Origin of the sequence: Kaistella sp. PBT33-4 (assembly GCF_029194425.1) — a bacterium.
Classification (GTDB): Bacteria; Bacteroidota; Bacteroidia; order Flavobacteriales; family Weeksellaceae; genus Marnyiella.
Window position 1 is genome coordinate 460,998 of the sequence record NZ_JARFYL010000004.1, and the last position, 24,636, is coordinate 485,633.

Sequence of the window (24,636 nt, forward strand, 5' to 3'; positions counted from 1 at the left end):
GGTGATTAATATGGCCAGGTGCCTTTGCCCCAAATGAGTTCATGACAGCTTTTGTGGAAAGTATCAATCCACTCCTCCTCTTTTATAGGTGGATCGAACGGTATTCGGTTACCTTCCATATCGGCTACAAAACTAAGGTAGTCAACGTCTGCAGCAGGATTTTCAAAGTGATTCAAAGAGATTTTTGCACGCCCGCTGGCGGGATTGAATACCTGTATGGGTGAATCAGATATAAAAGGATAAATCACTTTTCCGTCCCTGTTGATGATGCCATACTTTATTTTCTGGTAGCAGTGTCCTACATCCTTATAATTTTCAGAACTGTAACTCCCCAGAGAATCTATTTTATCTTTATCAAAATAAATCTCAAGCGCCTTTCCAACGGAAAAATTACCATCCAGAAGATGAAGATAATCCCATTTAAAATTCATTACCGTATTTTGCCCGTAATCAACCACTCCGAAGTACTCGCCTAATCGGACAGCAATGTGATGATCATTAAAGCCAGTAATAATATCATATACGAAAGGCAGTATTTCGTTTTGCCTTAAATCCATTAAACCCCATTTCCCGTTTAGGGATGCCGCCAAAACAGGATCACTTTTGTCAAAATCTCCGAACACTGTATCATAAATAAAAGGTATTACCGCATTATTATCACGGTCAAAAATACCATATTTCCCGTTTTTGATCGCCCTGCAAAGACCGTTTTGGAAGTGCGGATAAAAAGTCAGATCATATTCATCCGGAATAACGAGATATCCATCGCGGTTGACGAAGCCCCAGCCACTATCGGTACTCACCCAGCCGTAGCCTTCCTCATCAAAATCGGTTACCTTGTCCCATTCTGTGTGATGTGGCACCTCATCGCCTGGGCTTGAGAAATCATTGACTTCCCAAGGATATATTTTTTTCATCATTTGAATTATCTTTAAAAATGGATTAAACTATAAATCTTTACTCATCGTGAGGATGATTACTCATAAAACGCAAGCATCTCCTGAATTTCTTTTTTAACCTCATTTCGAAAAGTGGCCGGGCTTATTACGCAAACGCGGTTGCCGTAGGACAGGATTTCCTGTTTGAAATCGTAGGTGGGATACAGCTTGAGACGGATGCGGAGTTCGGATTCATCATCCTTAATAATTTCCTGCGAATGATGCAGGGGCAAAGACTTGATGTACTGACCCTGATGGGCATCAAAACTCAGCACAATTTCCTCCAGTTTATGATCATTTGGCGAAATAATGCCAAAAAGATTGCGGTATTCCTCCTTTACGTCAAAACCGGTCCTCTGGAAAGTGGTTTTCTTTATCTCAAGACCGGAGATACGGTCCAAGCCATAGGCCTTAACAATGCCATTGGGTTGCGCTGAATCATTTTTGTCGGAGTCGCGGGCCAAGAGATACCAGCGGTAACGGAATTCCTTAAGCGCGTAAGGTTCCAGCACCCTGTCTTTTCCCTCCGATTCAGAAAAACTCTGATAGCTCAGGCTGATCAGCCGCCGGTTCATAATGGCGTGCACAAGGCCATGCAGGTGCTGCAGACCCCTGGACTTCCGGTCCTCAAAAAACATAATGTCGCTGCGGTCACGGGTCTCGCGGTACGCCTGCACCAGCAGCAGATTATCGAAAACACTGTCCTGCGACTGCTCCAGTTCCTCATCACCGATGAAGTACACATTGTTCTTTCTGGAATACGAAATCTCAAATCCCATAATTTCGGAAATGGCTTTCTTGTCGCGTTCAAAAGTTTTTTTGCTGAACCTCAGTTCCGAACCCAGGTCCTTGGAGGCAAACTGTTTTTCCAGGTATTTTTCAATTTCGTCGTAGGACGCACCATTTTCCTTACGCTCCCTGAGCAGGACTTCAATCAGTTTAAGTCTCAGGATCTGTTCATTCTTTGCCATAATCTGTGATAATTAAGCGGTAAATATACAGAAGCAAAACGACATTTTACGACGGTTAACTTTATACTTTTGCCTTTTTTTTTACTTTTGCCTTTGTTCTGGCTATACGGACTATGCTTTAAGCTCTGTGCATTCCAACTGGGAGTGATTTCTGCCGACAGCGGCGGATGCCTATTTGCTTTTGTGTTTTCCCTTGTACTTTCTAACTAACTACAGAGCCGCAACCAGAACTGAAGTAACCAACAGTATAAAACTAACCGGAATGGCAATCATCAGACTCTTATAAAAAGTCCTCAATATCTTTTCGCCAACTGAATACTCCCGCGCGCATGTAGGTTCGTCCTCAGGCACCTTCTCAAAGAAATGTGAAATCAGTTTGTTCATTTTGTTTTTTTTGTAAAAGTAGATTCAGACAACGCCTGGAGAGGACGGTTTTAAACATTATTTAACAGACTTCGCTTGGTTTGCTGCCTGGTGGTTTTTCAAGAAATTACTGAAATGCACACCCCGCAATACCGTGACGCTGATTAGCAGCTTTGCCCATAATACCTTTCTAAAATAAACCTTGTCAGGGTTCGAAACCCTGACAAGGTTAAGTCGGCTGGGACAAGAAATGAAATCACCTCCCGTTGGTATCATTACAGCGTTCTGTGATTAACCTCCTTTATCTTACTTTCCAGCGTATAGGCGAAAAACTTTAACAGCCGGTCTTTTGGGGTTTTCCGAACAAACCCGATAAAATAACAAGCGAGTTCAGCAAGGTCCTTTGCCGGCATCTCCTGCGAGTACCTGAGTTTATAGAATTGCTGCAGGAAAGACTCAGTCAACGCAGGTGCATCTTCACTTTCTGTCCATATTGCCTCAAGCATAGCTACCTCCAGGTCATGAGGGTAAAGGTCATACTGCTTTTCCAGATAGGATGCCAGTGAAGTGGAAATGACCTGTTCAGTTTTGGTTGATTTCAGGATTCTCTGCATTTTGGTGTGACTCAGGATATTTTTCTTTTATGATCTGAAAAGCTTGATGACCCTTTCATCAGTGAGAAAAGGCTTAACTGTTTGGATCAGCAGGCCAGCAAATTTTTCAGCATTATTTCCGAGCAGCCAGATTTCTGTCGCAGCATTTGCCATTTCTTCCTGACTACCATAAGGATATGCGTTTCGCATGGCACAATCCGCCGCTCTGTACCATCCCGCTTCAGGCGTGAAAAATTCACTTATTGGAAATGCGGTTTCATGGATATTGGCGCGATTTGAAGTCCCCATAACCAGTAAAAGGCCGTCTCCTACCTCAAACTGAATCCGCAACGAATCGTTTTCCACCATGCTAAGCCGCCACCAAAAAACCGGATTGTAGGTCCCGCCCATTCCCCCAAAGCGGCTTTCCATGACCCACAGTCCGGCCAGGAGATGTTCTTTACAAAGCAAAGAGAACACTTTCTCTACCGCCGCCCTGAAAGCCTTCATATAAGTGGCTTTGGTCTTACTCAAAAGGGATTCCTGTTGGATCCAGGTCTGCAGATCTGAAAAGGAGAGGTAGTCGCTGTCAGTACTCATAAGAAAACGCTTGAATAAATTAAATGAAAATCAGCCATTAAAAACCTAATTGAATCTTTTCATTTTCCATTGTAAAACCCCGTTAATAATCCCATCACAATAATCCTGTTTGTTCATTCTGGAATTTGGATGTAGGGCATCAACAATAAGGACTTCCTTGTTTTTGAAAAAAACAGTTCTTTTGTCTGAATTATCAATTTTAAATTTTAATTTCCTCTTTTCATCGTAGATTCTGTAAAGGGTGTCTTCAATGATTCCATACGTACTTCCGCATATAATAATATCGGGGTTAAACAAAGTAATTTGTCTTTCCAGGATAGATTCGAATTCCTTATAAAAAGAATTTAAATCCTGTTTGCTTGCTACTGCTCCTCCAGGTATTTTTTTTACATTAACATATGCAATCTGTTTCAGACAGTCTATTATTTCGGGCGCTACCCAAGTATCGGGAATATCCTTCCAGTTTTTATCATTGAGAATACCGTAAACAGTATAAATGATCGGATTAAAAGTACCAGCCCATCCTTTTACAACTCCATCGTCCGTACGTAATACTGACAAAACGTCGCGCAGGTTCCAATCTGCATCTTCCTCTGTGCTGTTTACCTCTTTGTTAATCCACATTATTTTTAGGTCAGCATTCAGATAGCTTTCAATATCAACAATACCATCAGAAATAGGTTTGATATCATGGTTATCCCACTTGATATTATTTATTTCATCAATAATCTTTTGCTGCTCATCTCTGATATAATCTGTATTCATAAATTATTTATTTTTTTAGTAAGCGTTGCTCGAGTGACTCCAATGCAAAATAATTTTCCCGGTCTTTCGATAGCAAAAGTTCTTTTTTTTCGCGCTGGATAACCGCCAAAATTCCTTGTAGTAAAGTTTCAAAAACTGAGGAGTCCTCTTTTTCTTCCTTTTTCAAATATACATATTCGATTAAGGCAGCAAACTTCCATTTCACCTTTTCTTCAAGCTCCAACTGCTTCTGCAGTTCAATCAAATTTAAAGTTTCTTCCGCAACCAGCTCTAGTTCCTTACTCAGACTTCTTATTTTACCATAATCATGAGCATTATAGGCATCATATCTTTCTCTTTCCAGTCGGTTAACTTCTAAAAGGTTCTTCAGAAGAAAGTTTTTATTTTCAAACAGTTTAGGATCGTACATCAAGTCAGCATTTAAAATCCGAAACTATTGCAGATAGGGTGATCAATACCACTGTTGGTTTTTTTCAGAAAACACCGGATTCTTGGCAATGTTGCACATTTAAGCCTAAGTTTTTCTGAGATAGTGCATAATGCCCGGGCTAATTTACTTTTCATAGTTGTGTTCTTAATCCTACAAATTTGCGATAGCGCACAGACAAATTACGACTGTTTGCGTGTCAATATCGATATTTCCTTGTTTCTGAGGATTGGCGCCTAATAACTTTTTACACCTCAAACGTCCCGGTTTGGCTTTCTCAAAATTTACTTTAGCTTAAAAAAGTGAATTACTATATTAATCAAACAGGTCGGACCATTTACTTTCATATTCTAGGTGAAAAACTTTATGGTAAATTCTATATCTTCAGTAAACAGGGGCGTCTAGGAATACAGTCACACCGGTACGAAATAATCATTTTCCCGTTGTATGATGCGATTAAACCGGCTTTTGACCAGCACTTCTGGGGCAAAACAGAAAACCGCTGGCGCCTCTACAACTTCAAAAACCGCCAGATTGGGTCACACAGTTTCCAGCGCGTGGAGCCTTACAACCTGGAATTCGCTGCCGTAAGTACCAGTGGAAAGTCCTGGGGATTCATCAACCGTAACGGCATGATGGTGATAACACCGGAATTTCATAGTGGTAACTATTTGGGCTTAGACTATTTTGCAGTTTCAGTTATAAAGTGCGGCAGACCGTGTTTTGGAGTGACTGACAGCTCAGGAAATATTATTATTCCTTTTAGTCTATCCGTCAAACCCACCTTCAGCGACACCGTACTTTATCTCCTTAATAAAAGAAAACCCTTACGGGAATGGCTGAAGCTGTGAGGATGCATCATGGACTTAAATTATCATGGGATATATTTACTGAGCAGAAAAATTACAATGGCAGCTCATTCAGCACCTTTTTCTGCAGCTGCCAGTTTGGATAATACTGATCCATCAACAGCACGAAACGCTTATTGTGATTACGCTCCATCAGATGTACCATTTCGTGAACCACTATGTATTCAAGGCATTCCAATGGCTTCTTCGCTAGCTCAATGTTAAACCAAAGTCTTCCGGAATCGGTGGCGCAGCTGCCCCACTTGGTTTTCATGGTGCGGATTTTAAATTCGGGAATATTCAATTCCATCTGATAGCTATACCGGGCCGTGTACTCTGCAATTTTACTGCGCAGTTCACGGCGGTAAAAAGCATAGAGTGTTTTTCTGTTTAATGATGCGTTATCAGGATCCTTAGTATACAGAAACAGCTTCTTTCCCTTAAGTTCAACCTTATTCCGTGTGGCTGGAATGAGTTTAAGAAGATAACGGTTTCCGAAAAAGAAATGACTTTCCTGCGTGATAAAATCGCGCGGCTCTTCGCGATCCTGGGTCAAAAATTTTTTCTGCTCTTTCTTAATCCAACCCAGTTTGGTGGCTGCATAGATCTTCACCTTCTCCAGATCATAGATCTCCGGCGATGAGATGGTCACATGACCATAAGGTGGATGAATACTCAGGTGAAGGTTCTTGATTGGTTTAAATTTCACCTCAATTTCTACGGAACCAATCTGCAGCAGCTCGGTCTTCATCAGTAATCTTCTTTGTGGGCGTCAATGATTTTGTAGATTTCCTCCACTTTGGTTGCATCGTTCACGACCTCAAAAATCGCTTTCTTTACGAGTTTTTGCTTGGCAAGGTTTTCGCGGAAGCCTTCCTGCTTGGCATACTGAACCGCACGGTCACAGACCAACGCCAGCTCTTCGTTTTCAAGTGTGTGATATAAGGCCACCTTACCTTTCGTGTTGATGGAAGTTGGTATATCGTCATGTTTCCCCTGATTCACCTGACGGATAAGTTCCGCCATTTCTTTGAGGTATTCCTGATAGGATATGGTTTCCGCTTTTCGGCGTTCGATGAGCTCCTGCAAAAGTACTGACATCTGGTCAAAATATTTTGGATCCAGAAGGTGCTCTTCAACAATCTTACTCCGCACATTATTTTCAATGGTTTCTGCGACGGCTTCGCGACTTCCTTTTATCCCCGGCGGCAAAGTGTCAATGGCTTTATCCATATTGGTTTCGATCAGATCCAACAGCGAAATATCTTCAAAAGGTGAGATGTTTTCCGATTCTTCCGCCCTGATGTAGGTGTCAATCAGAAAACGCATATCAGCCTCATACGCCTTAAGGTCGATGGTTTCGCCACTGGCTTTCCTGATGATCTCCCGCAAACTGAGGTAATCCTCCATTTTCTGATGGAATCGTTTGATCTCCGCATCGCTGAATGAAGTATTTGCAAAATCAGCTTTTAATCCGGCGTAAGCGCGGATGTATTCCACAATGGCTTTGTACAGCGCCATGCGTTTATATTCGTTGGCTTTCAGGTCATGCGGATTCTCTGTGTTTCCGCAGAAATAATGGATATATTCCAGATCACTTTTTGGCGGTGAAATGTTTTCGCAGATACTCTCCACTGTTTCAAGCGCCGTCATCAGACGGTCGGTAGCGATCTTAAGGCGGTCTTTCAACTGCACTTCCACCTCATCTTTGGTAAAACCTTCAGAATCCAGTTCTGAAGTATATACATTAATCGCATCGGTCACATTACCAAAAAGTTCCATATAATCCACGATATACCCATAATCCTTGTCCTCGGTATCCAGCCGGTTTACACGGCAGATGGCCTGAAACAGCGTATGTTCCTGCATCTTCTTGTCGATGTAGATATACGAACATGGCGGCGCATCAAATCCGGTCAGCAGTTTGGATACCACGATCAGCAGTTTCATGCGCGCAGGCTCTTTCCTGAACTGCTCCTTGCTTTCCGATTCATAGGTTTCTGTCTTCGATTTGTTCCCGCTTTGACTCACATTTTTCAGCAGTTCAGTGTAGGTATTGTAAATATACTCGCGGTCGGTTTCACTGTCGGCACCCGTATCTTCGAGCGAAACATCACCGGCATTGGGGTTATAGGAAGTGATGATGGCGCAGCGGTTCTTGAGTTCTGTATTCAGGAAAAGGTTGTAATATTTACACGCTTCATAAATGCTCGACGCCACCAGAATGGCATTTCCCATCTGTGATTTCAGCCTGGGTTTTGTGGTGAAGTCCATGAGGATATCCGCCACGATTTTCTCCATCCGGCTTTTTGAACTGAGGACATGCTGCATGGTGCCCCATTTTTTCTTAAGCTCATTTTTCTGGAAATCGTTGAGTCCGGCCGTCTTGGCTTCGAACCATTGGTCCACCTTTGTCTGGGAAGTCAGGTTCTGTTCGATGGACCGGCCTTCATACATCAGGTCTTTCACCACGCCGTCTTCCACCGCTTCGTTAAATTTATAGGTATGGATGTATCTGCCGAAGACTTCCATCGTAGTCTTTTTGTCCTGCTTCAGCAGCGGCGTTCCGGTAAAACCGATGAAAACTGCATTGTGCAGTACCGCTTTCATCACCTGATTCAGCTTGCCGCTTTGGGTACGGTGACATTCATCGATGAAGACAAAAATCTCACCCTGCGTCTGCACCGGATTATCCTGCAGTTCTTTGATAAAGGCATCGAAATCCGTTTCATTGCGGTTCCCGAATTTGTGGATGAGGGAACACACCAACCGCGGACGGGATGAAGTCAGAAACTGCAGGAGTTCCCTGCCTGATTTGGTTTTTGCCACATCGGTTTCGCCCACATCCTTGAAGACGCGTTCAATCTGATCATCGAGTTCGGTACGGTCGGTCAGGATCACGATGCGCGAGTTCGGCACATTCTCCAGAATCCACTTGCCGAGCATCACCATCATCAGAGATTTGCCGGAACCCTGGGTATGCCAGATAATACCGCCTTCTTTTCTTTTTACAAAATCCTGCGCTGCCTTCAGCCCGAAATACTGGTGGGGTCGCGGCAACTTTTTAACCCCTGCGTCAAAGACCACCCCGTTATAGATCAGGTCGGTGAGTCTTTCTTTATCACAAAGTTTTTTCAGGTATTTGTCCAGTTTATAGCCTTCGTTATCGTCTTCATCTTCTTTCCAGGTGAGGTAGTATTTTGCCTGCGTCTCAATCGTACCGTAACGCAGACCTTGGGTATTGTTTCCGGCCATAATGAGCTGCACCGTGGTATAAAACCACTCGTTGAACAGCAGTTTCTGGTTGGAGATGGATTGGTTCACACTTTCCGCGACATCAGTTGTGCCTCGTTTAAGTTCCAGCACGCCCATTGCAATCCCGTTGACGTAGAGCACAATATCCGGACGGCGGGTATGCTCGCCTTTTGTCAAAGTTACTTCTTCTGCAATACCAAAATCATTATTTCGGTAATCTTTCCAATCAATCGGAAAAATAGTATCAAATTGTTCACCCAATTCGGGTCGGGCTTTCACACCATAGCGAATGGTTTCATAAAAGGTTTTATTACGATGGTATAAATTACCCATATGCGTAGTAGCCAAATCCGTCAATTCCTTCACCGCTTTATTGGCTAAGGTTTCCGAATACTCTCGTTTTAGTAGATTCTTTTTCAAAATATCCGCCTCTACGTTACTATTATGTTCACGCTTCTCCCAATTGCCATAATAGGTGTACTCCAATTGCTCTTGAAACAATTGAATGATACGATTTTGAGTATTGCGTTCGATAGGGTTAATCATTATTTTTCAACTTATTAAGTTCTGAACATAAATTTAGTAATTCGACATGTATCTCTTCAAATAACACAGATTTAAAAAAATGCTTGTGCTTTTGGTCAAAAACAAAATTCAAATGACTCAAATCAATATCTGCATTTCTATATTCTTTTTCATCTGCATTATGGTAAAAACACAACTCAAATTCCTCTTTACTTTTAGAGTATCTTACATCTAATCGATACTCTTTTTCAGTCAGAGTAAAACCGCCTAAATAAAAACCAGGATGTCCATCGGTATTTTTATCTACAAAATACCAAAATTTAGTAAATGGATGATATTTCACTGGGGAAATTCGATTATCATTCGTAGCCTCTATCTTCTTATTTTCAAGAAAAAAACAATATGTTCTTAACTCACTATGATAAGCAGTTATAGGAAAACCTTTTAACAATCGTATATCATTCTCTGAATTCCATCTTATCGCAGTTTCTTTACAATATTCAATTGCTTTAGGATACTTGAGAAATAAATATTTATAATTGGATTCTTTTAAGTTTTCTGTATTTAAGTGATTGCTAATATAATTTTCTAAAAGCTCGACTGTAATATCCTTACTTTCTAACTTATCTATAGATTCTTTTAGAACATTAACTTTATCTCCTTTAAAAAACAGTCTCCAGTTTTCATTTTTAGTCCTCAATCCTCCTAAAGAACCACTACAGAAAATATAGTCGGATTTATAATAGGGTAGATAAAAATCTTGACATAAAAGGAATCGCTCTAATATCTTATTTGAATGCTGTCTTATTTCTTTTTTGTATAAAATGGAGACAGCTTGACTGTATTTAATAAAATCCTCTAATACATAGTTGCTTGATTCATCCTTAGAGAAATCTAATAAAAATTTAATTTGCCCGAAAAGATATGGATGATTTTCAGCTTCAATTATTGGCTCTTGCCAATCATTATCGCCTAATAAATCCAATTTAATTTTCTCTTCTTCAAATTGAGTATTTTCAAAAAATACATTTTCAACCTCATTACTAAGTATAGCTTGACCAATGTTAAATTTGTAAGGTTCAAGATTTTTAAGCTGTTTTAAAGCACTATTATAATTCTCTGGACTCTGTATATAGGTGTTATATATAGAATTCCTTGTATAACGCAACCATTGTTTTAACGCATCATTTGAGTAATTGGTATGTTCTCTATCATTTATAAAAATGATAAAAGCATAGTAAAATACTGTATTCCATAATGACGGTGTAAAAGTGATGTCTTTTAAAAACAAATCTGATATATCGGTGTCAATAAATGGTTTACAGATTATTTGCTCAAGTCCTAATTCCTTATAATTATTGTCTTTTTCTAAAAATAGTAATGAATTAAACGTCTTTTCAATGAATCGAAGTGTATCTTCATTAAACAAGAAAAATTCTTTTTCTTCACCTTCTTTTTCCCATTTTATAATGAAATTTTCTAATGGGATATAAGATATTTTCTTGTTATCATAGATTTCAGTATTTCTGATTTGACTATATAAATCTTTAAAATTGTCAAAAGGAATCTCTGAATTATTCGATAGACAATACATAAGAGCCAAATTCTTGATGTAATTATAGTAATAATCATCTAGTGCATTAAAATCTACATTTACTTTACGCCAGAAATAGTTTAACCAATCTGTATCTAATCTTTTCCAAAACGACTCAAACCAATTTGAATCTATTGCATTATTATGTTTTTCTTGCAACCAAGATTTAAAATGCTCATAGTCTGACAATTGTTTCCCTCTGGAATTCATTTTCACATATAACTCATCCGTTTGATTCAATGAATCTAAATCCATAAAATCAAATTTAAAAAGCAAATTATCTATATCCAGATTAGAAAAATCTAAATATGAATGAGTTAGAAATTCTTTTTCTATCGAAAAAAGCATTTCTAACATTCCACTTACAGTAGCATCCTTATTCCATTTTTTTAAATAGAAACTAGAATTAGTAATAAGCTCTTTAATGTTTGATTTTGGGTTTTTCTTTAGCTTATCCCTCAGAATATTAATTGTAGCAACATCTGTTAGTTCATTACAAAAAGCTAATGCAGATTTTCTATTCGTGTATTTAAAATGCTGTAACCAATTTAAACTACTCGTTTTTGCTCCTTTAAAATATAAATACCAATAAAGAATGTATAACGTAGTAAGCCTTTGTTGTCCGTCTAATGGTATAAATTTCAGAATAGTTTGACTGGAATTATCCGTTGTAACTTCTTCAATATTGGCATTAATTTTTAATTCTAAATTATTAGCATAAAACTTAACAGCTTCTAGTATAGAATTTACTGCTTCTCGATTTAATACTTTGCGTCTTAAATTTTCCTTTCCCTCAATTTTACCATAAACAAAACCTAAGTGTATTTCTCGATTATCTATAACAGATTTTACAAGATCTTTTACAAATCGTTTTCTAATTGATTTTACTTTCTCTGTTTTTCTGCCTTGTGCATATTCTCTTTGTATTATCGGAACCTCAACAACATGCTCACTGATAATGTCATGAAATGATTTAGTTAGATTCATCTTGTTCCAATTTTAAAAGATTTGTAATCGTACTTTTTACCATTTTTAGATACAATTCTCTATCTCTAATACTCCAATAATCAATTTGAAATGCACTAGAATTTGTTGATTTTTTTAGGAAAACATTTTTTGTTCCTATAGGTATATATGCATCCGCATCTATTTTAATCTCCTCATCTAATTCAAGAATAATATCTCTTTTTCTTCTGAATGGCTTTTTGCCCAATTTGATATTAGTTGATTGGTCTAACAGACATAAATTATTGAAATCATCAACATTAAAAAATTCAACAATTTTATCATTGATTTCTTTAATTTTCCTTTTACAATCTCCTTTTTTATTTTCTGTTATTAGCAACTTTAATTCTTCAAGTAACTCCAAAATAATTCTCTTATTTTCCTGATTTATATCTTCATCTGTAGATACATTCATTAAGTTTTGAATATCCAAATAGAAGTTATTGAATTCCTCAAAAGAATCTAATCCATCATCATTTTTTGCAAGGATATGTTCGATATTCCAGCTCTTAGTTTCATAAAAGCGATAAAATGGGAAGAAGGTTTCTAAATCTTCAGTTTCTGTATGGGCAATATTGTAAAGAAAAAGCATTTTGAATACAGTACTATCATTGTATTTTATTTTTTCAAGGTCATATTTTTCCTTAGAAAACTCATCAGATATAAGACCTCTTAATTTATTTCTAAAAACTTTTTTAGTACTGGATTTGTTAGCTATTTCTAAAACCTTAGATATATTAAAATCTGTCAAATGAATAATAGTTCCTATTAAATGGTACGATGTACGGTCAAAAAACCATTCTTCTAAATTATTATACAGTTGAGTGATATTAGCCCAATCTGGTTTGTTCGATTCTACATTGTTTTTAAATGCGTTTTCGTACTTTCGGTAGTTGTAGAATTTATCTTCACTTTTGCCGAAACCATTATGTAACTGAAATAGCAAGTTTATCTTATTGGCTAGATTTTCATCATTTTTGTTGCTCGTAACAAATTGCCAAAACTTCTGGTCGCTCATTTGATGTTCAATAAGATTCCAATCGTCTGCAAATTGATTTTCTTCATACTGACGTTGAACCGCATTGGGTGTTTTAGCAATATCTAATACGAATAAAGCTTTAATTAGTTCTGCTTGTTCAAGTTCAATTTTACCTTCGTTAAAATTGATAAACTTTTCTATAATTTGTTTCTCATCAGATGCATTATCTTCAACATACCAAATTACTTTCGTTTGGTGATATAGTTTGTGCTTAAATAGCTCTATTGCTCCTGCATCTAATTGACTGAACCAATTGCTAATAACAACATAATTCTTGTAGAAATAGAAATTATCTACCGTATTGATTTCTGGAGAATCAACTATAATATTTTCTTTCCAAAAGTTAAATATTATGTTATCTATTTCTCCAAAACTATCTATTCCTGCTGGAATACTAAATTCAGGAATTGGCAATGTAGGAATACGCTCTATGAATGAATTAATACCATTATCTTCTGTATTTCTGGTAGTATATAATAATTGATAGCTTTTAGACTTAAAAAACATTAGAATCAACGATATGGTAGTCGTTCTTTGTTGCCCGTCAATTAATTCATACGTTGTATCGTCAATTTTTCTTATAACTAAAGGTTGTAAGCAATAAAACGACTGAAAATCAGGCGTAAACTCATCTATATCCGTAAGAAGGCTATAGACTTGGGCTGTATCCCATCTATAGCCTCTTTGGTAAGCATCTATTCTAAAATTGAAGTCTAATAATTCTTCTATCGATTTTAAATTTTCATTCATTATACAGTTGTGTTTACACTAATCGTATTCTACCTGTAAGTAGCTCTTGCATTAAGCCTTGTTTTATTTGTTTGGCTTTTATTAGTTTTTGTTCTAAGGTTTCTATTTCTGCATCCATATCCGATAGTATTGTTGCAATACGCTCTTGCTCGGAAAGGGAGGGAAATTTTATAATAAATTCTTCTAACGTTGGAAGCCTAATTGAATCAACCGTCGCCTTTACTGTGTTTTGCATAGCGTGATTACCAAAATACATTCTAAAATAGAAGTATAAATATTTACCATTCAGCCCTACGAAATCACTTATTTTATAAACTCGTTGATGGAAATCAAACTTCCCATTTATGTAATGAACAATACTTCCCAAATTACCTTCACCTGGAATTAAAATTGCTTCTCCATTAAATGAATATGAATTAATTTTCTCAACAGTTTGTGACCTTACAAAAAATGGATATTTTCCATTTTCACTTTTGTCTTGATTATTTTTTTTACCAGTATAAATTATACTTCTATCCCCCAACTTTTTCACTTCCCAATCATCCTTAGGTGTGAGTAAGGTTTGCATCGCACCTTGTTTGATGAGACGTTTTTTGGCCATCAGCTGTTCCAGGCTTTCAATCCACGCATCGGCATCACTTAAAGCCCCGGCAATGGCCTCCTGCTCGGGAAGGGGCGGAAGAATAATATTGTATTGTCTTAAACTGCCAACTAGTACATTCGGTTGACTAGATGACCCATTGAATTTCTCAACTTCCCTCAATCCAAAATCACTCATCAAATAATGTGATAAATAAAAAGGATATACGGATAAAATTTGTGGAGTTATTTTAGCAATGTTTTGCTGAATGTGATACCTATCATTTTCAGTTATTACAGCTGCATTTCCTATAGTTCCTACACAGGGATAGATGATGTCATTGCAGAATAATCTTGACCTAATTAGCTTTTTTGATAATTTATCAGAGATATAACTAAACTCTCTATGTATAATTCTATTTTTACCGATATTAAATCCTCGCAAGCCGATGATTTCACCATTTATTTGTTCTTTCCAATAGGTAGAATACTCATAACCGGCTAAACGGGTAATTTTAGAGATCTGCTGTAGTGTAACAACCTCCCAATCCTCCGGAATCCACCCAATCTCCGTCTGCTTCATGTCCCTTACCATATCAATCCCATTTTTTGAAGGTGTGCGTTCACTTTCGCAGCGGCTTCCTGTACCTCATCTTCCAGCTTGCTCAGCTGCGTGGCATAGCGCTCGGCCAGCTCCTTAATGCGCTGCGTCAAATTCTGGCTGATGCGTTCCTGCTCTTGCTGCAATGCTTGCTGCAGGTGAGCCTGCCATTTATGCGTAATCACAAGTTCCTTAATTTCCGCTTCACTTAAAGCCGGATATTGGGCCTCCACGGCTTTTTCCAGTGCGGCAAGCTGCTCCTTGATCTGTCTCGCGGCTTCTTTGGCCACTCTGTCCTGCTCCAGATAATCTTCCAGCACTTCGGTGGCATCGGTGCCGTATTCCGGTGCGTCTTCAGCCACCATGGCCAGCGCGCTGGCTTTGCCGGACTTTTTATCGCCTTTCAGGACTTTCAGCAGTTTACCTACTTCCGCCGCGTTTACTTTTTCGAGGTCGGCAAACAGACCGTCCTCGGTATTCTGCTCTTCCTCAATTTCGGCAATTCTGGCTTTGGCATTTTCCACCGCCTGCTCCAGCGCGGTAATTTCCGCCTGCTCAGCCTGAAAGTAAACCGAGATCAACAGCTGCGGACTGATCATCCGGCCTTCCAGTCCGGCAAGTCCGGCGACTTCCTTATCGGCTTTGGCCTTGCCGTTCTTGTCGGATTTTCCTTTAATCACGAGGCGCTGGTATTCGTTACCGGCCTTCCAGCCGTCCATCGCTACCGAATATACATCGTCCTGCATCACCTCGTTCCAATACTGCATCAGGTGCTGGTACAGGTCGTAGGCATCGATCAGGGCATTGTCCTTAAAGCTTTCAAGCAGAGCGGCACTGGCGCCGTCTATGACTTCTTTGGGATGACTGCCCTCCGCAAGTTCATGCCAGATTTTCTTTTGCGCGCTCAGCCATTGATCGAAATCCTTTTGCACCGCCATATTAAAAGCGACAAATTCAGGATGTTCAAAGATGCGCTGTCTGAGTTCCTGAGACGGTACCTGAAGTTCTACAAAACCTTCGCGCAAAGGCGAAAAGAGGGTTTTATTAAGATTCGGGAAGACCTGCCAGTAATCTTTCAGGACTTCAATATCTGCCAGCGGAATACCGCCCTGCAGGTGGGCTTCGATATTCTGGAAGTCCTCGGCTTCCTGCGTATCGATATAGCGCGGGATGTTGAGGTTGTAATCATTTTTGGCATCCGCAATTTCGCTCATCGAGACCATGCGGCTGTATTTGGGTTCCTCCAGCTGTTGGGTAAAGACATCCGTAATCCTGCGGATATCCTGTTCGCGCAGCCGGTTCTTGTTACCGTCTTTCACAAAACCTTTGCTCGCATCCACCATAAAGATGCCTTTGCGGTGTGCGGCATGGTCTTTATCGAGCACGATAATACAGGCCGGAATGCCCGTGCCGTAAAAGAGGTTGGCCGGCAAACCGATAATGCCTTTGATATAGCCTTTCTTCAGGATGTTCTTACGGATCTCGCCTTCGGCATTTCCGCGGAAGAGGACGCCGTGCGGCAGAACCACTGCGGCTTTTCCTGTTGATTTCAACGACTGGATGATGTGCAGCAGGAAGGCATAGTCGCCGTTCTTTTCCGGCGGCACCCCCAGCGCAAAACGGTTGAACTCATCGCTGTCGGGATTTATGCCGTTGCTCCAGCTTTTCAGCGAGAAAGGCGGATTGGCCACCACATAATCGAATTTCTTCAGGCTGCCGTCGGTTTCTTTGTAGAAAGGCCTAGACAATGTATTGTCGGCAATAATGGTTGCTGTTTCCGCGCCGTGCAGAATCATGTTCATGTGCGCTAGGTTGGCGGTCGTGGTTTCCTTCTCCTGACCGTAGAGGTCGATGTTCTTTCCGGCTTCGTTCATCACCTTCAGCAGCAGCGATCCCGAGCCGCAGGTCGGGTCATACGCCATGGTCTGGTGAGTGGAATTCTGCGGCGTAATGCCGATGACTTTCGCTAAAACACGCGACACTTCCGCCGGCGTATAAAACTGCCCTTTGGACTTGCCGGATTCCGTAGCGAAATGACGCATCAGATATTCGTAGGCATCTCCGAGGATATCGTCGCCTTCAGCAGAATTGGCAGAAAAGTCCAGACTTGGATCATTGAAGATCCTCACCAGGTTCGAAACCGTATCCACAAGGTCTTTTCCTTTGCCGAGTTTCGACTCATCGTTAAAGTCGGGGAATTCGTTAAGCTTATTGGCTTCCTTGATCGGGTTCAGGATTTGCTTGTTGATCTTATCGCCGATTTCGGGATTGCCGATGAGGGCGACCATGTCATCGAACGAGGCACCTTCCGGAACCGTAATGGCACCATAAGGATCGTTTTTATATTTATCGGAAATATACTTCACGAAAAGCATCGTGAGTACATAATCTTTGTATTGGGAGGCGTCCATACCGCCGCGGAGTTCATCACAGGAAGCCCACAGGGAGCTGTATAATTCTGATTTTTTAATGGCCATTAAAGGGTGGTGATTTTTTTATCGGTCGTTGTTGACCGTATTTTGTCATGTGTAAATAATATTGAACAGAGCGTTGCAGGACTCAGTCATCCCCGAAAAAACTGCTGGCGCTCATGCTGTCTTCATCAAAACCATCATCATGGCGATTGGGAAACATCATGTCCAGTTCGCCTTCTTCATCATAGAAATCAAATTCCTGTTTCAGAGCCTTCAATTCACGAAGCACTTTTTCATACGGCGCGGCATCTTCTGATTCATGATACAGCTGGATTTTTTCAATCAACTTCATTTCCAGACCGAGGACATCCTCCTGTACCTCATAATTGTCATTATCTAATTCTTCCCGGTACCGATCCAGTTCGTCCTGATATACTTCCCAATGTTCCATGATATTTTATATTTTATTTCTTTCAGTTGTGCTAACGCTGCTGCGCACTTTCAATCAGATACTCTTTCCAGGCCTCCACCACTTCGTCATAATAAGCATTCATGGAGTCGGTACTGCTGTAGGGCATCGTAGAAACCGGCGTTTCAGAAATCAGAATCATTTCTTGGGTTTCAGTAAAAGGATTGATCCCGAACTCGGCGCGGGTTTTCAATTCAAAGATGAGGGTTAGGGTGTCGTAATCTTTTTTGATGGCTTTGATCTGGGAGAGATCTACAGTAAAATCGCCGCCGTAGTAAATTTCCGGTTTCATCCTGGTTATTTTGTGTTTTTAACAAATCTAATTAAAATCAGCCAGCTGGAAAACAGTAAGGAGTAAAGATTGAGTTATTTCCCTGCTCAGCGCATTTTCCATGACGTACTGTACAAAGATATGAGGACACAAAGACAAATTGTGACGGTTAAGTTTGACTGATGGACAAATCCTGGCTCCTGGCTCTAGTTAACCACAGAGATACGGAGGATGCACAGAGGGCACGGAGATCATGAATCATGGATTATGGATTAAGGATTATGGATGTTGAATTATGGATTTTGGATTTTGGATTTATGGACAGTCAACTTATAACATCCTAACCTTTTAACCTTTTAACTCCTAACCTTTTAACCACCCAACTTACGGCGATAAACCATAATCACTGTCTGACATCTGACATCTCACGTCTAAAATCTGGCTCATTCCTAACCACAGAGACACGGAGCATGCACAGAGGACACTAAGATCATGAATTATGGATGTTGAATTTGAATTTTGAATTTTGAATTACAGCGTTGAGTTCTTTCTCAATTCCATGTGACCGTTGTGGTTAAGCAGGTGTGACGAAGCAGAGAACTGCATTTTGCATTCAGGATTATTTTAATTGGTCTATTCACAAACTACTAACGTTCTGACATCTGATATCTGATATCTGAAATCTAGTGTCTGGTGATTGGTGATTGACTTGGCGTCGGGGGCAGGATACATCCTTAATAAAATTGTAATTCATATGATTAGTTCGTTATTTAATATCAATTCATACTGTTGATGTAATCTCTGATTAGCGGTAAATATTCCGTAAACTTTTCCAGGCGGTGTCCATCTTTAACCTCATGCAGCACAAACTGTGTATCTTTTTGGTGAAAGATGACCGTTTGGTCAATTACCTCATCCTCACGCGCAGCGATTATCAAGCACTTTTCAGGATTAATAATTTTAATAAGTTGCTTCTCAAATGCTATTGGAAACGGAATATTCCTTAAACGGGTAGAAACATCCAGCAACGGGCTGAGCAGGATGAGTTTATCCTCAGGCACACTGCGCATCTCCCGCAGCTGATAGGCCAGGTTAGCGCCGGTAGAATCGCCTATGATAACTAGCCGACTGATTTTTTCACACGTCCTAAGAGCCAGTCGTAGAAGATGCTCAATATCGGATTCCACCTTCCATTCTAAACAGTGGCAGTTATATTCTGCGCCAAAATAATTCTTTAAGTCCAGGAACTTACGTGAATTACGGTCAGATCCATAACCGTGGATGTATAAAAGTGTTTTCTTCATTCTAACTTCTTAACTCTTTTTGTTTAAATATTATTATAACAAAAATATATGTCCGTCACGACAGGATGCGACGTTTAACATAAGCAATTTAGCTGCTTGGTGGTGTTTACAATATTAAGAAATCAAGGATGTTGATTTATGGCCCAATTCTGTCCTTTTCGAATTACCACGATCATGAACTGCAAATTACGATGTTCTGCAAAGGTGTAAAATCGTTAAGTTTTAGAGGATGCGCAGATGCCAATTCCTGAACTGTTAAACCTTACTATTGTAAACAGTGTACAGTCTGATATCTGACGTCTAAAATCGTGGCTTTTTCCTAACCACGGAGATACGGAGGATGCACAGAGGGCTCGGAGATCATGGAATATGGATGTTAAATTTTGAATTACTACTTTGTGCTCTTTCTGAATTCTTCGTGACCTTTGTGGTTAAGCATGTGCGGCGAGGCAGAACTGCATTTTGGATTCAGTATTATTTTAATTGGTCTCTTCATAACCTTCTATCCTTCTGGAGTCTGACATCTGACATCTAATATCTAACATCCTGCCTCAAAAACTCAAACACTTAAACACCCTAGTACATATGCACCTAACCTCCTAACCTTCCACCAACTTACGGCGATAAACTGTCAGATGTCTGACATTTTGCATCTCACGTCTAAACTCTGGCTCTTTGCTAACCACAGGGACACAGAGGATGCACAGAGGGCACGGAGATCATGAATTATGGATGTTGAATTTTAAATTTTGAATTACTACTTTGTGCTCTTTCTGAATTCTTCGTGATTTTTGTGGTTAAGCAGGTGCGGCGAGGCCGAGAACCGAATTTTGAATTTTGCATCCAGGATTATTTTGATTGGTCTCTTCATAACCTTCTATCCTTCTGCAGTCTGACATCTGACATCTGATATCTGATATCTGATATCTAACATCCTGCCTCAAAAACTCAAATACTCAAACACTCAAACACCCTGCTACACATGCACCTAACCTCCTAACCTTCTAACCACCAACTTACGGCGATAAACTGTCTGATGTCTGACATCTGACGTCTGACGTCTGCTATCCTGGATCCCCAAGAAAGAGAACCACCTCTGTGATTCTCTTTGTCTAGTAGCGGGGACACGACTCGAACGTGCGTTCGCCGCGGCGAATAAGAGCCCTCCACTGGCTACAAAAAAAGAGAACCACCTCTGTGATTCTCTCTGCTTAGTAGCGGGGACACGACTCGAACGTGCGTTCGCCGCGGCGAATAGGAGCCCTCCACATGCTACAAAAAAAGAGAACCACTATTGTGATTCTCTTGCTTAGTAGCGGGGACACGACTCGAACGTGCGACCTCCGGGTTATGAGCCCGACGAGCTACCTACTGCTCTACCCCGCGATATGACTGCAAATATATGACAAAAAAGTGAGTTTGCCAAATGTTAATCCTATTTCTGCATAAAAAGCCGGCTGAAACAGATCAGCCGGCCCCGAAAGAAAAACTAAGAAAAAATTTGAAATTATGGAACCGGATTCGGCTCCTTCACCTCAAAGTTCTGTTCTGCGGTATGAACCTTTCCGTATCGGTCAGTAGCTCTTACCTGCAGTTTGTGGACACCCAGTGGCAGTTTTGCGGGGAACGGTGCGGACCAGATATGCTTGGATTCCTCCGCATTGGAAGGCCTCCTGCCCTGTAAAAGTTCATTTGTAGAATCCCATTTCATTACAGACTGTAAAAATGAAGGATCCAGGCTCTCTGTATAGCTCAGTGGTTTCCAGTCGCCTCCGTCCACACGGAATTCCACTACGTCATTTTTGCTGCCCATGAAGAAATTAGCCACAATTCGGGCAGAGTTCCTGCGGCTTGCAATTACCTGAGGTACATACAGTTTAATTTGAAACTCTTCCGGCATGCCCGCGGCTTTATACTGTATACTGTACTTATTGTCTTTGAAGTCAATAAAGGAGTAACCACGATAGGTACCGTCTCGCATAACCGACGCCGGAACGCCGCTGGAATCAACCGTGCCCGAATACCAGTCACCGGAAGTAGTACCCACATTGTACTCATGCAGGTTTGACGCGCCTTCCCAGCCTTCTCCTTTTCCATAGAAAATCTGGGTCTGCTTATGGGTATGTGCCGACATCATTAATACGTTCTCAAAAGGCTTAAGTAAATCAAAAAGCTTTTTACGGTCTGAAAGTCTGAAGTGATCGTCACCTTCGCGTTCGGGCATCATCTGAATATGAAAGGCCAAAACGACCAGTTTATTCTTTGGAACATGTTTGAGACTGTTTTCGATGAATTTAAGCTGATCTTCCCTGAAGCCTCCCCAGTAACCTTTGCCATCGCGAGGGTCCGGGTACAGAATATCATCCAGGACCATGAAGTGAACATTGCCGTAGTTAAATGCATAGTTGGCAGGTCCGAAATTCTCTTCAAAAGTCTCATCCGAAAGATGATCTTCCACTGCATCAAAATTCATATCATGATTCCCAATGACATTGTACCATGGCAAGCCAATTTCTTTTACAGCTTTTATATAAGGCTGATGCAGCGACAGATCATCGCCCACCAGATCGCCCAGACTGATACCGAAAACTGCGTTTCTGCGGTTGTTCTTAACCTCATTGATGATCCCTCTTCGGAAATAATCAATTTCCTTAAGGTTGTAGGGTTGCGGATCACCAAATACCAGGATCTGAAAATCTTTGCTTTCGGCATTTTTGTACAGCGGAAAATTTAGATCTGATGCAGGTTTCCCGGTAGGCGAAGTTCCTTTATATTTGAAAGTGGCAGGAGAACCTTTTGGTTTGTGGTGATAATAAAATTGAGGCAGATTGTTGGCATCAACCTTTGTACGGTAACCTTCAGGCTTGATCACAAAAACCGTGTGGTGTCCGTAAAGCGGCAAGGTGTAACGGCCGTTCTTATCTGTAAGTACCACTTCCACCCCATTGGATACTGCCACATTTGCTACGCCTTTTTCGCGCTTTTCTTTCACTGAGTTTCCGTTGGAATCCTCGTACACCCAACCTGAAATGGCACTTTGGGCAATTGCAAACGAGGAAATGAAGAGGCATAATGCCGATATTTTTACATTCATGTTTTTAAAGATTGTTTAGTTGGTCAGGAATATTGGTGGTTACGAAATCAATTCCCATCACCTGTAGTTTTTTATAAGTTTCAGTATCGTTTACCGTCCAGCTGTTGGTCAGAAGTCCCAGTTTACGTGCTTCGCCAATCCATTCGGGATGTCTTTCCAGCAGGACCTTATAATGATAATCAAGACCGTCCAGATGTTCGTCTTTAAGCTGTTGGGGTGACAGATCTCCGTTCAGGTAATGCACCGGGTAAGCGTGTTGCCGCTTTTTTATTTCACGGCAGATATTAAGGCTGAATGAAATGAATTCCACCTGATTTTCAGTTTTCGTTTCTGATACCAGTTTCAGGGCCTTTTCCACAATTATATGTTCAAGTTGCTTTGATTTGGCAGGTTTCAGTTCCACAATAAGTTTCATCCCGGGCGTGCGTCTTCCTATTGCCAGGTATTGCTTCAGGGTAGGAAGTTCTTCACCATTCGTCAACTTATGGGTCCTCAAGGATGCCAATGCATTTTCCGAAACTTCCATACCGGCATGGTGCTCATCATGATTCACTACCAGGATTCCATCGGCTGTCATTCTGACGTCAAACTCAGATCCGTACACTTTTATAGCCTGCGCATTTTTCAAAGCCTGCAGCGAATTTTCAGCGGTTGGCGGATTGGATTGGAAGAAACCACGGTGGGCAATAATCCGTGTTTGTGCACTCATCAGTTCAGCGGTTAACATCATCAGTAAGATTACATATTTTGTCATTTGTTCCACCACATTTTCACATTAATATCATCTCCGCCCATGGCCGCCACCGCTGCATTATAGTTCTGCGTATTCATTATCCTCGGATTGGTGGGATACATCATCCGCTGAGGCATTTGGCTATTATTCAGTAATCCACCGTTGTTGGGCATAACGGGATAACCTGTGCGCCGCTGTTCATACCACTGCTGGTGGTCCACAAAGAAAAGCGCGATATACTTCTGGGTCATAATCTGTTCCAGCGTGCCGTTGTAAGCCACCTTTGGATTGGCAAAATAATTGGCAGGAACCGTAGCTCCCCATTGCTCCAGTGTGCCTTTAACACCATTTTCGTAGAAGGTCTGGGCATTGCCGGCTATAATTCCCTTCTGCGCAAATTCGGCCAGGGTAAACTGCAGTTCTGAGTAAGGATAAACCAGGATTTTCATTGGAGCTTTTGCCAAATTCTGGTTCATATTGGAAGGCTGATAGTTAAATAACGTTCCGGGAGCATAACCTGCAGGGGCTCCAAAATAACCTATATTGGGGTTTGGTGAGGCCAGACTTTTCGCCTGGGTAAAGAACTGGCTCAGTCTTGGGTCACCGTTATCTTTAAGGATATTAACAAAAAGTTCTCCTGCAGCCCGGTAAGCGGTAAAGTCCTGAGGTCTGGCAATGGGGGCAGTGAACGGCGCAACGCCGGAAATATCAAGTACAACACCATCCGCAGCATTCTGGAAGATTGGATAGGTAGCAGGATCGTTCACGATTTCCTGAATCCTGGCGTACACATTTACCTCGCCGTTACGTTTCTGAATTCTGTTCAGCAGCCGCAGCGACAGTGAATTCGCAAATTTTTTCCACTTCACCATATTTCCTGCAGAAGCTTCACCACGGTAAAAAAGATCTGTTTCAGCAAGAGGTTTGGTGGTATCAAACAGTGCGTTTGCTGCCTTCAGGTCAGCCAGAAGACTTAAATAAATATCCTTTTGACTGTCGAATTTTGGACGGTCCAGATTTTCCTCGAGCCGCAGGGCTTCTGAAAAAGGGATATCCCCGAAGGCATCTGTCAGATTGGCGTAAATAAAGGCATTCAGCACCAAAGCAATGGCCTGGTAGTTCTTCTGATCTTCAGCAACAGCAAAGTTGTGCATTTCCTTAACCTGCTTCAGCCATTTATAACTCGTGTTCCAGTAGCCGGCGCCGGTGCCTTCGGTCAGGTAGTACCTGCTCACAGTGTTGCCCTCGTTTGGAAAAGGTATGGCTACCTGCATAATCTGGAAGGTGAAATCATCTGCGCGGTTATAACCATAGGTGGCCATGTCATACTGTATGGGAGCCAGCAGGCTGCCGGCGGTGGGGTTGATAATCTTACTTGTGTCCGTATTGATTTCCTCAAAAGAGCGGCCGCAGGAGTTGAACACAAATACTGAGCACAGGAGAAGGCTCCCCTTTATAATGATGCGTTTCATAATAATCTGTTTGTTTATGTTGATGA

General features: G+C 40.9%; 20 protein-coding genes and 1 tRNA gene. 1 reads left to right on the top strand and 20 read right to left on the bottom strand.

Going from position 1 to position 24,636, the window contains the following annotated elements:
- Positions 1-5: 5 nt before the first annotated feature.
- From P0M11_RS10980 to P0M11_RS11010, 7 genes are all read right to left on the bottom strand, one after another.
- Positions 6-920, bottom strand: a complete 915-nt coding sequence (locus tag P0M11_RS10980) for a WG repeat-containing protein (RefSeq protein WP_275625696.1) — start codon at positions 918-920, stop codon at positions 6-8.
- A 56-nt stretch (positions 921-976) separates the two neighbouring features.
- A complete protein-coding gene (locus P0M11_RS10985) occupies positions 977-1,909 on the bottom strand; it encodes a WYL domain-containing protein (protein WP_275625697.1) in 933 nt (310 codons plus the stop codon).
- A gap of 210 nt (positions 1,910-2,119) precedes the next feature.
- A complete protein-coding gene (locus P0M11_RS10990; RefSeq protein ID WP_275625698.1) occupies positions 2,120-2,293 on the bottom strand; it encodes a hypothetical protein in 174 nt (57 codons plus the stop codon).
- A gap of 254 nt (positions 2,294-2,547) precedes the next feature.
- Positions 2,548-2,886, bottom strand: coding sequence for a hypothetical protein (locus tag P0M11_RS10995; RefSeq protein ID WP_275625699.1), 339 nt, complete (start codon positions 2,884-2,886; stop codon positions 2,548-2,550).
- A gap of 27 nt (positions 2,887-2,913) precedes the next feature.
- A complete protein-coding gene (locus P0M11_RS11000) occupies positions 2,914-3,465 on the bottom strand; it encodes a hypothetical protein (RefSeq protein ID WP_275625700.1) in 552 nt (183 codons plus the stop codon).
- A gap of 45 nt (positions 3,466-3,510) precedes the next feature.
- Complete coding sequence (locus P0M11_RS11005; protein ID WP_275625701.1) at positions 3,511-4,230, bottom strand: hypothetical protein; 720 nt, start codon at positions 4,228-4,230, stop codon at positions 3,511-3,513.
- Positions 4,231-4,237: 7 nt separating this feature from the next.
- Entirely contained in the window at positions 4,238-4,639 is a 402-nt protein-coding gene (locus P0M11_RS11010; RefSeq protein ID WP_275625702.1) for a hypothetical protein, read from the bottom strand.
- A 320-nt stretch (positions 4,640-4,959) separates the two neighbouring features.
- Between P0M11_RS11010 and P0M11_RS11015 the strand changes: the two genes are divergently transcribed.
- Positions 4,960-5,508, top strand: a complete 549-nt coding sequence (locus P0M11_RS11015) for a WG repeat-containing protein (RefSeq protein WP_275625703.1) — start codon at positions 4,960-4,962, stop codon at positions 5,506-5,508.
- Positions 5,509-5,560: 52 nt separating this feature from the next.
- Here P0M11_RS11015 and P0M11_RS11020 read toward each other — a convergent pair whose 3' ends face one another.
- From P0M11_RS11020 to P0M11_RS11080, 13 genes are all read right to left on the bottom strand, one after another.
- Positions 5,561-6,256: a SprT family zinc-dependent metalloprotease gene (locus P0M11_RS11020; protein WP_275625704.1), complete on the bottom strand. Its 696-nt coding sequence runs from the start codon at positions 6,254-6,256 to the stop codon at positions 5,561-5,563.
- Positions 6,256-9,306 carry an HsdR family type I site-specific deoxyribonuclease gene (locus P0M11_RS11025; protein ID WP_275625705.1) on the bottom strand — a complete coding sequence of 1,017 codons (3,051 nt, stop codon included), beginning with the start codon at positions 9,304-9,306 and terminating at the stop codon, positions 6,256-6,258. Before P0M11_RS11025 ends, P0M11_RS11020 begins: the two co-directional genes overlap by 1 nt.
- Positions 9,299-11,866: a DUF262 domain-containing protein gene (locus tag P0M11_RS11030; RefSeq protein ID WP_275625706.1), complete on the bottom strand. Its 2,568-nt coding sequence runs from the start codon at positions 11,864-11,866 to the stop codon at positions 9,299-9,301. The genes P0M11_RS11025 and P0M11_RS11030 overlap by 8 nt, the downstream gene beginning before the upstream one ends.
- A complete protein-coding gene (locus P0M11_RS11035; RefSeq protein WP_275625707.1) occupies positions 11,853-13,673 on the bottom strand; it encodes a DUF262 domain-containing protein in 1,821 nt (606 codons plus the stop codon). The genes P0M11_RS11030 and P0M11_RS11035 overlap by 14 nt, the downstream gene beginning before the upstream one ends.
- Before the next feature lie 13 nt (positions 13,674-13,686).
- Positions 13,687-14,847 (bottom strand): restriction endonuclease subunit S, encoded by a 1,161-nt coding sequence (locus tag P0M11_RS11040; RefSeq protein WP_275625708.1) that lies wholly within the window; start codon positions 14,845-14,847, stop codon positions 13,687-13,689.
- Complete coding sequence (locus P0M11_RS11045; protein WP_275625709.1) at positions 14,841-17,330, bottom strand: type I restriction-modification system subunit M; 2,490 nt, start codon at positions 17,328-17,330, stop codon at positions 14,841-14,843. Before P0M11_RS11045 ends, P0M11_RS11040 begins: the two co-directional genes overlap by 7 nt.
- Before the next feature lie 82 nt (positions 17,331-17,412).
- Positions 17,413-17,718 (bottom strand): hypothetical protein, encoded by a 306-nt coding sequence (locus P0M11_RS11050; protein ID WP_275625710.1) that lies wholly within the window; start codon positions 17,716-17,718, stop codon positions 17,413-17,415.
- Between the two features lie 31 nt (positions 17,719-17,749).
- Positions 17,750-18,028, bottom strand: coding sequence for a hypothetical protein (locus P0M11_RS11055; RefSeq protein ID WP_275625711.1), 279 nt, complete (start codon positions 18,026-18,028; stop codon positions 17,750-17,752).
- Positions 18,029-18,783: 755 nt separating this feature from the next.
- A complete protein-coding gene (locus P0M11_RS11060) occupies positions 18,784-19,311 on the bottom strand; it encodes a hypothetical protein (RefSeq protein ID WP_275625712.1) in 528 nt (175 codons plus the stop codon).
- Between the two features lie 1,313 nt (positions 19,312-20,624).
- Positions 20,625-20,697 (bottom strand) — tRNA-Met (locus P0M11_RS11065).
- A gap of 121 nt (positions 20,698-20,818) precedes the next feature.
- On the bottom strand, positions 20,819-22,405 hold the full coding sequence (locus P0M11_RS11070; RefSeq protein ID WP_275625713.1) for a calcineurin-like phosphoesterase family protein: 1,587 nt from the start codon (positions 22,403-22,405) through the stop codon (positions 20,819-20,821).
- A gap of 4 nt (positions 22,406-22,409) precedes the next feature.
- A complete protein-coding gene (locus tag P0M11_RS11075) occupies positions 22,410-23,159 on the bottom strand; it encodes a glycerophosphodiester phosphodiesterase family protein (RefSeq protein WP_275625714.1) in 750 nt (249 codons plus the stop codon).
- Positions 23,156-24,610, bottom strand: coding sequence for a SusD/RagB family nutrient-binding outer membrane lipoprotein (locus P0M11_RS11080; protein WP_275625715.1), 1,455 nt, complete (start codon positions 24,608-24,610; stop codon positions 23,156-23,158). The genes P0M11_RS11075 and P0M11_RS11080 overlap by 4 nt, the downstream gene beginning before the upstream one ends.
- Between the last annotated feature and the right edge of the window lie 26 nt (positions 24,611-24,636).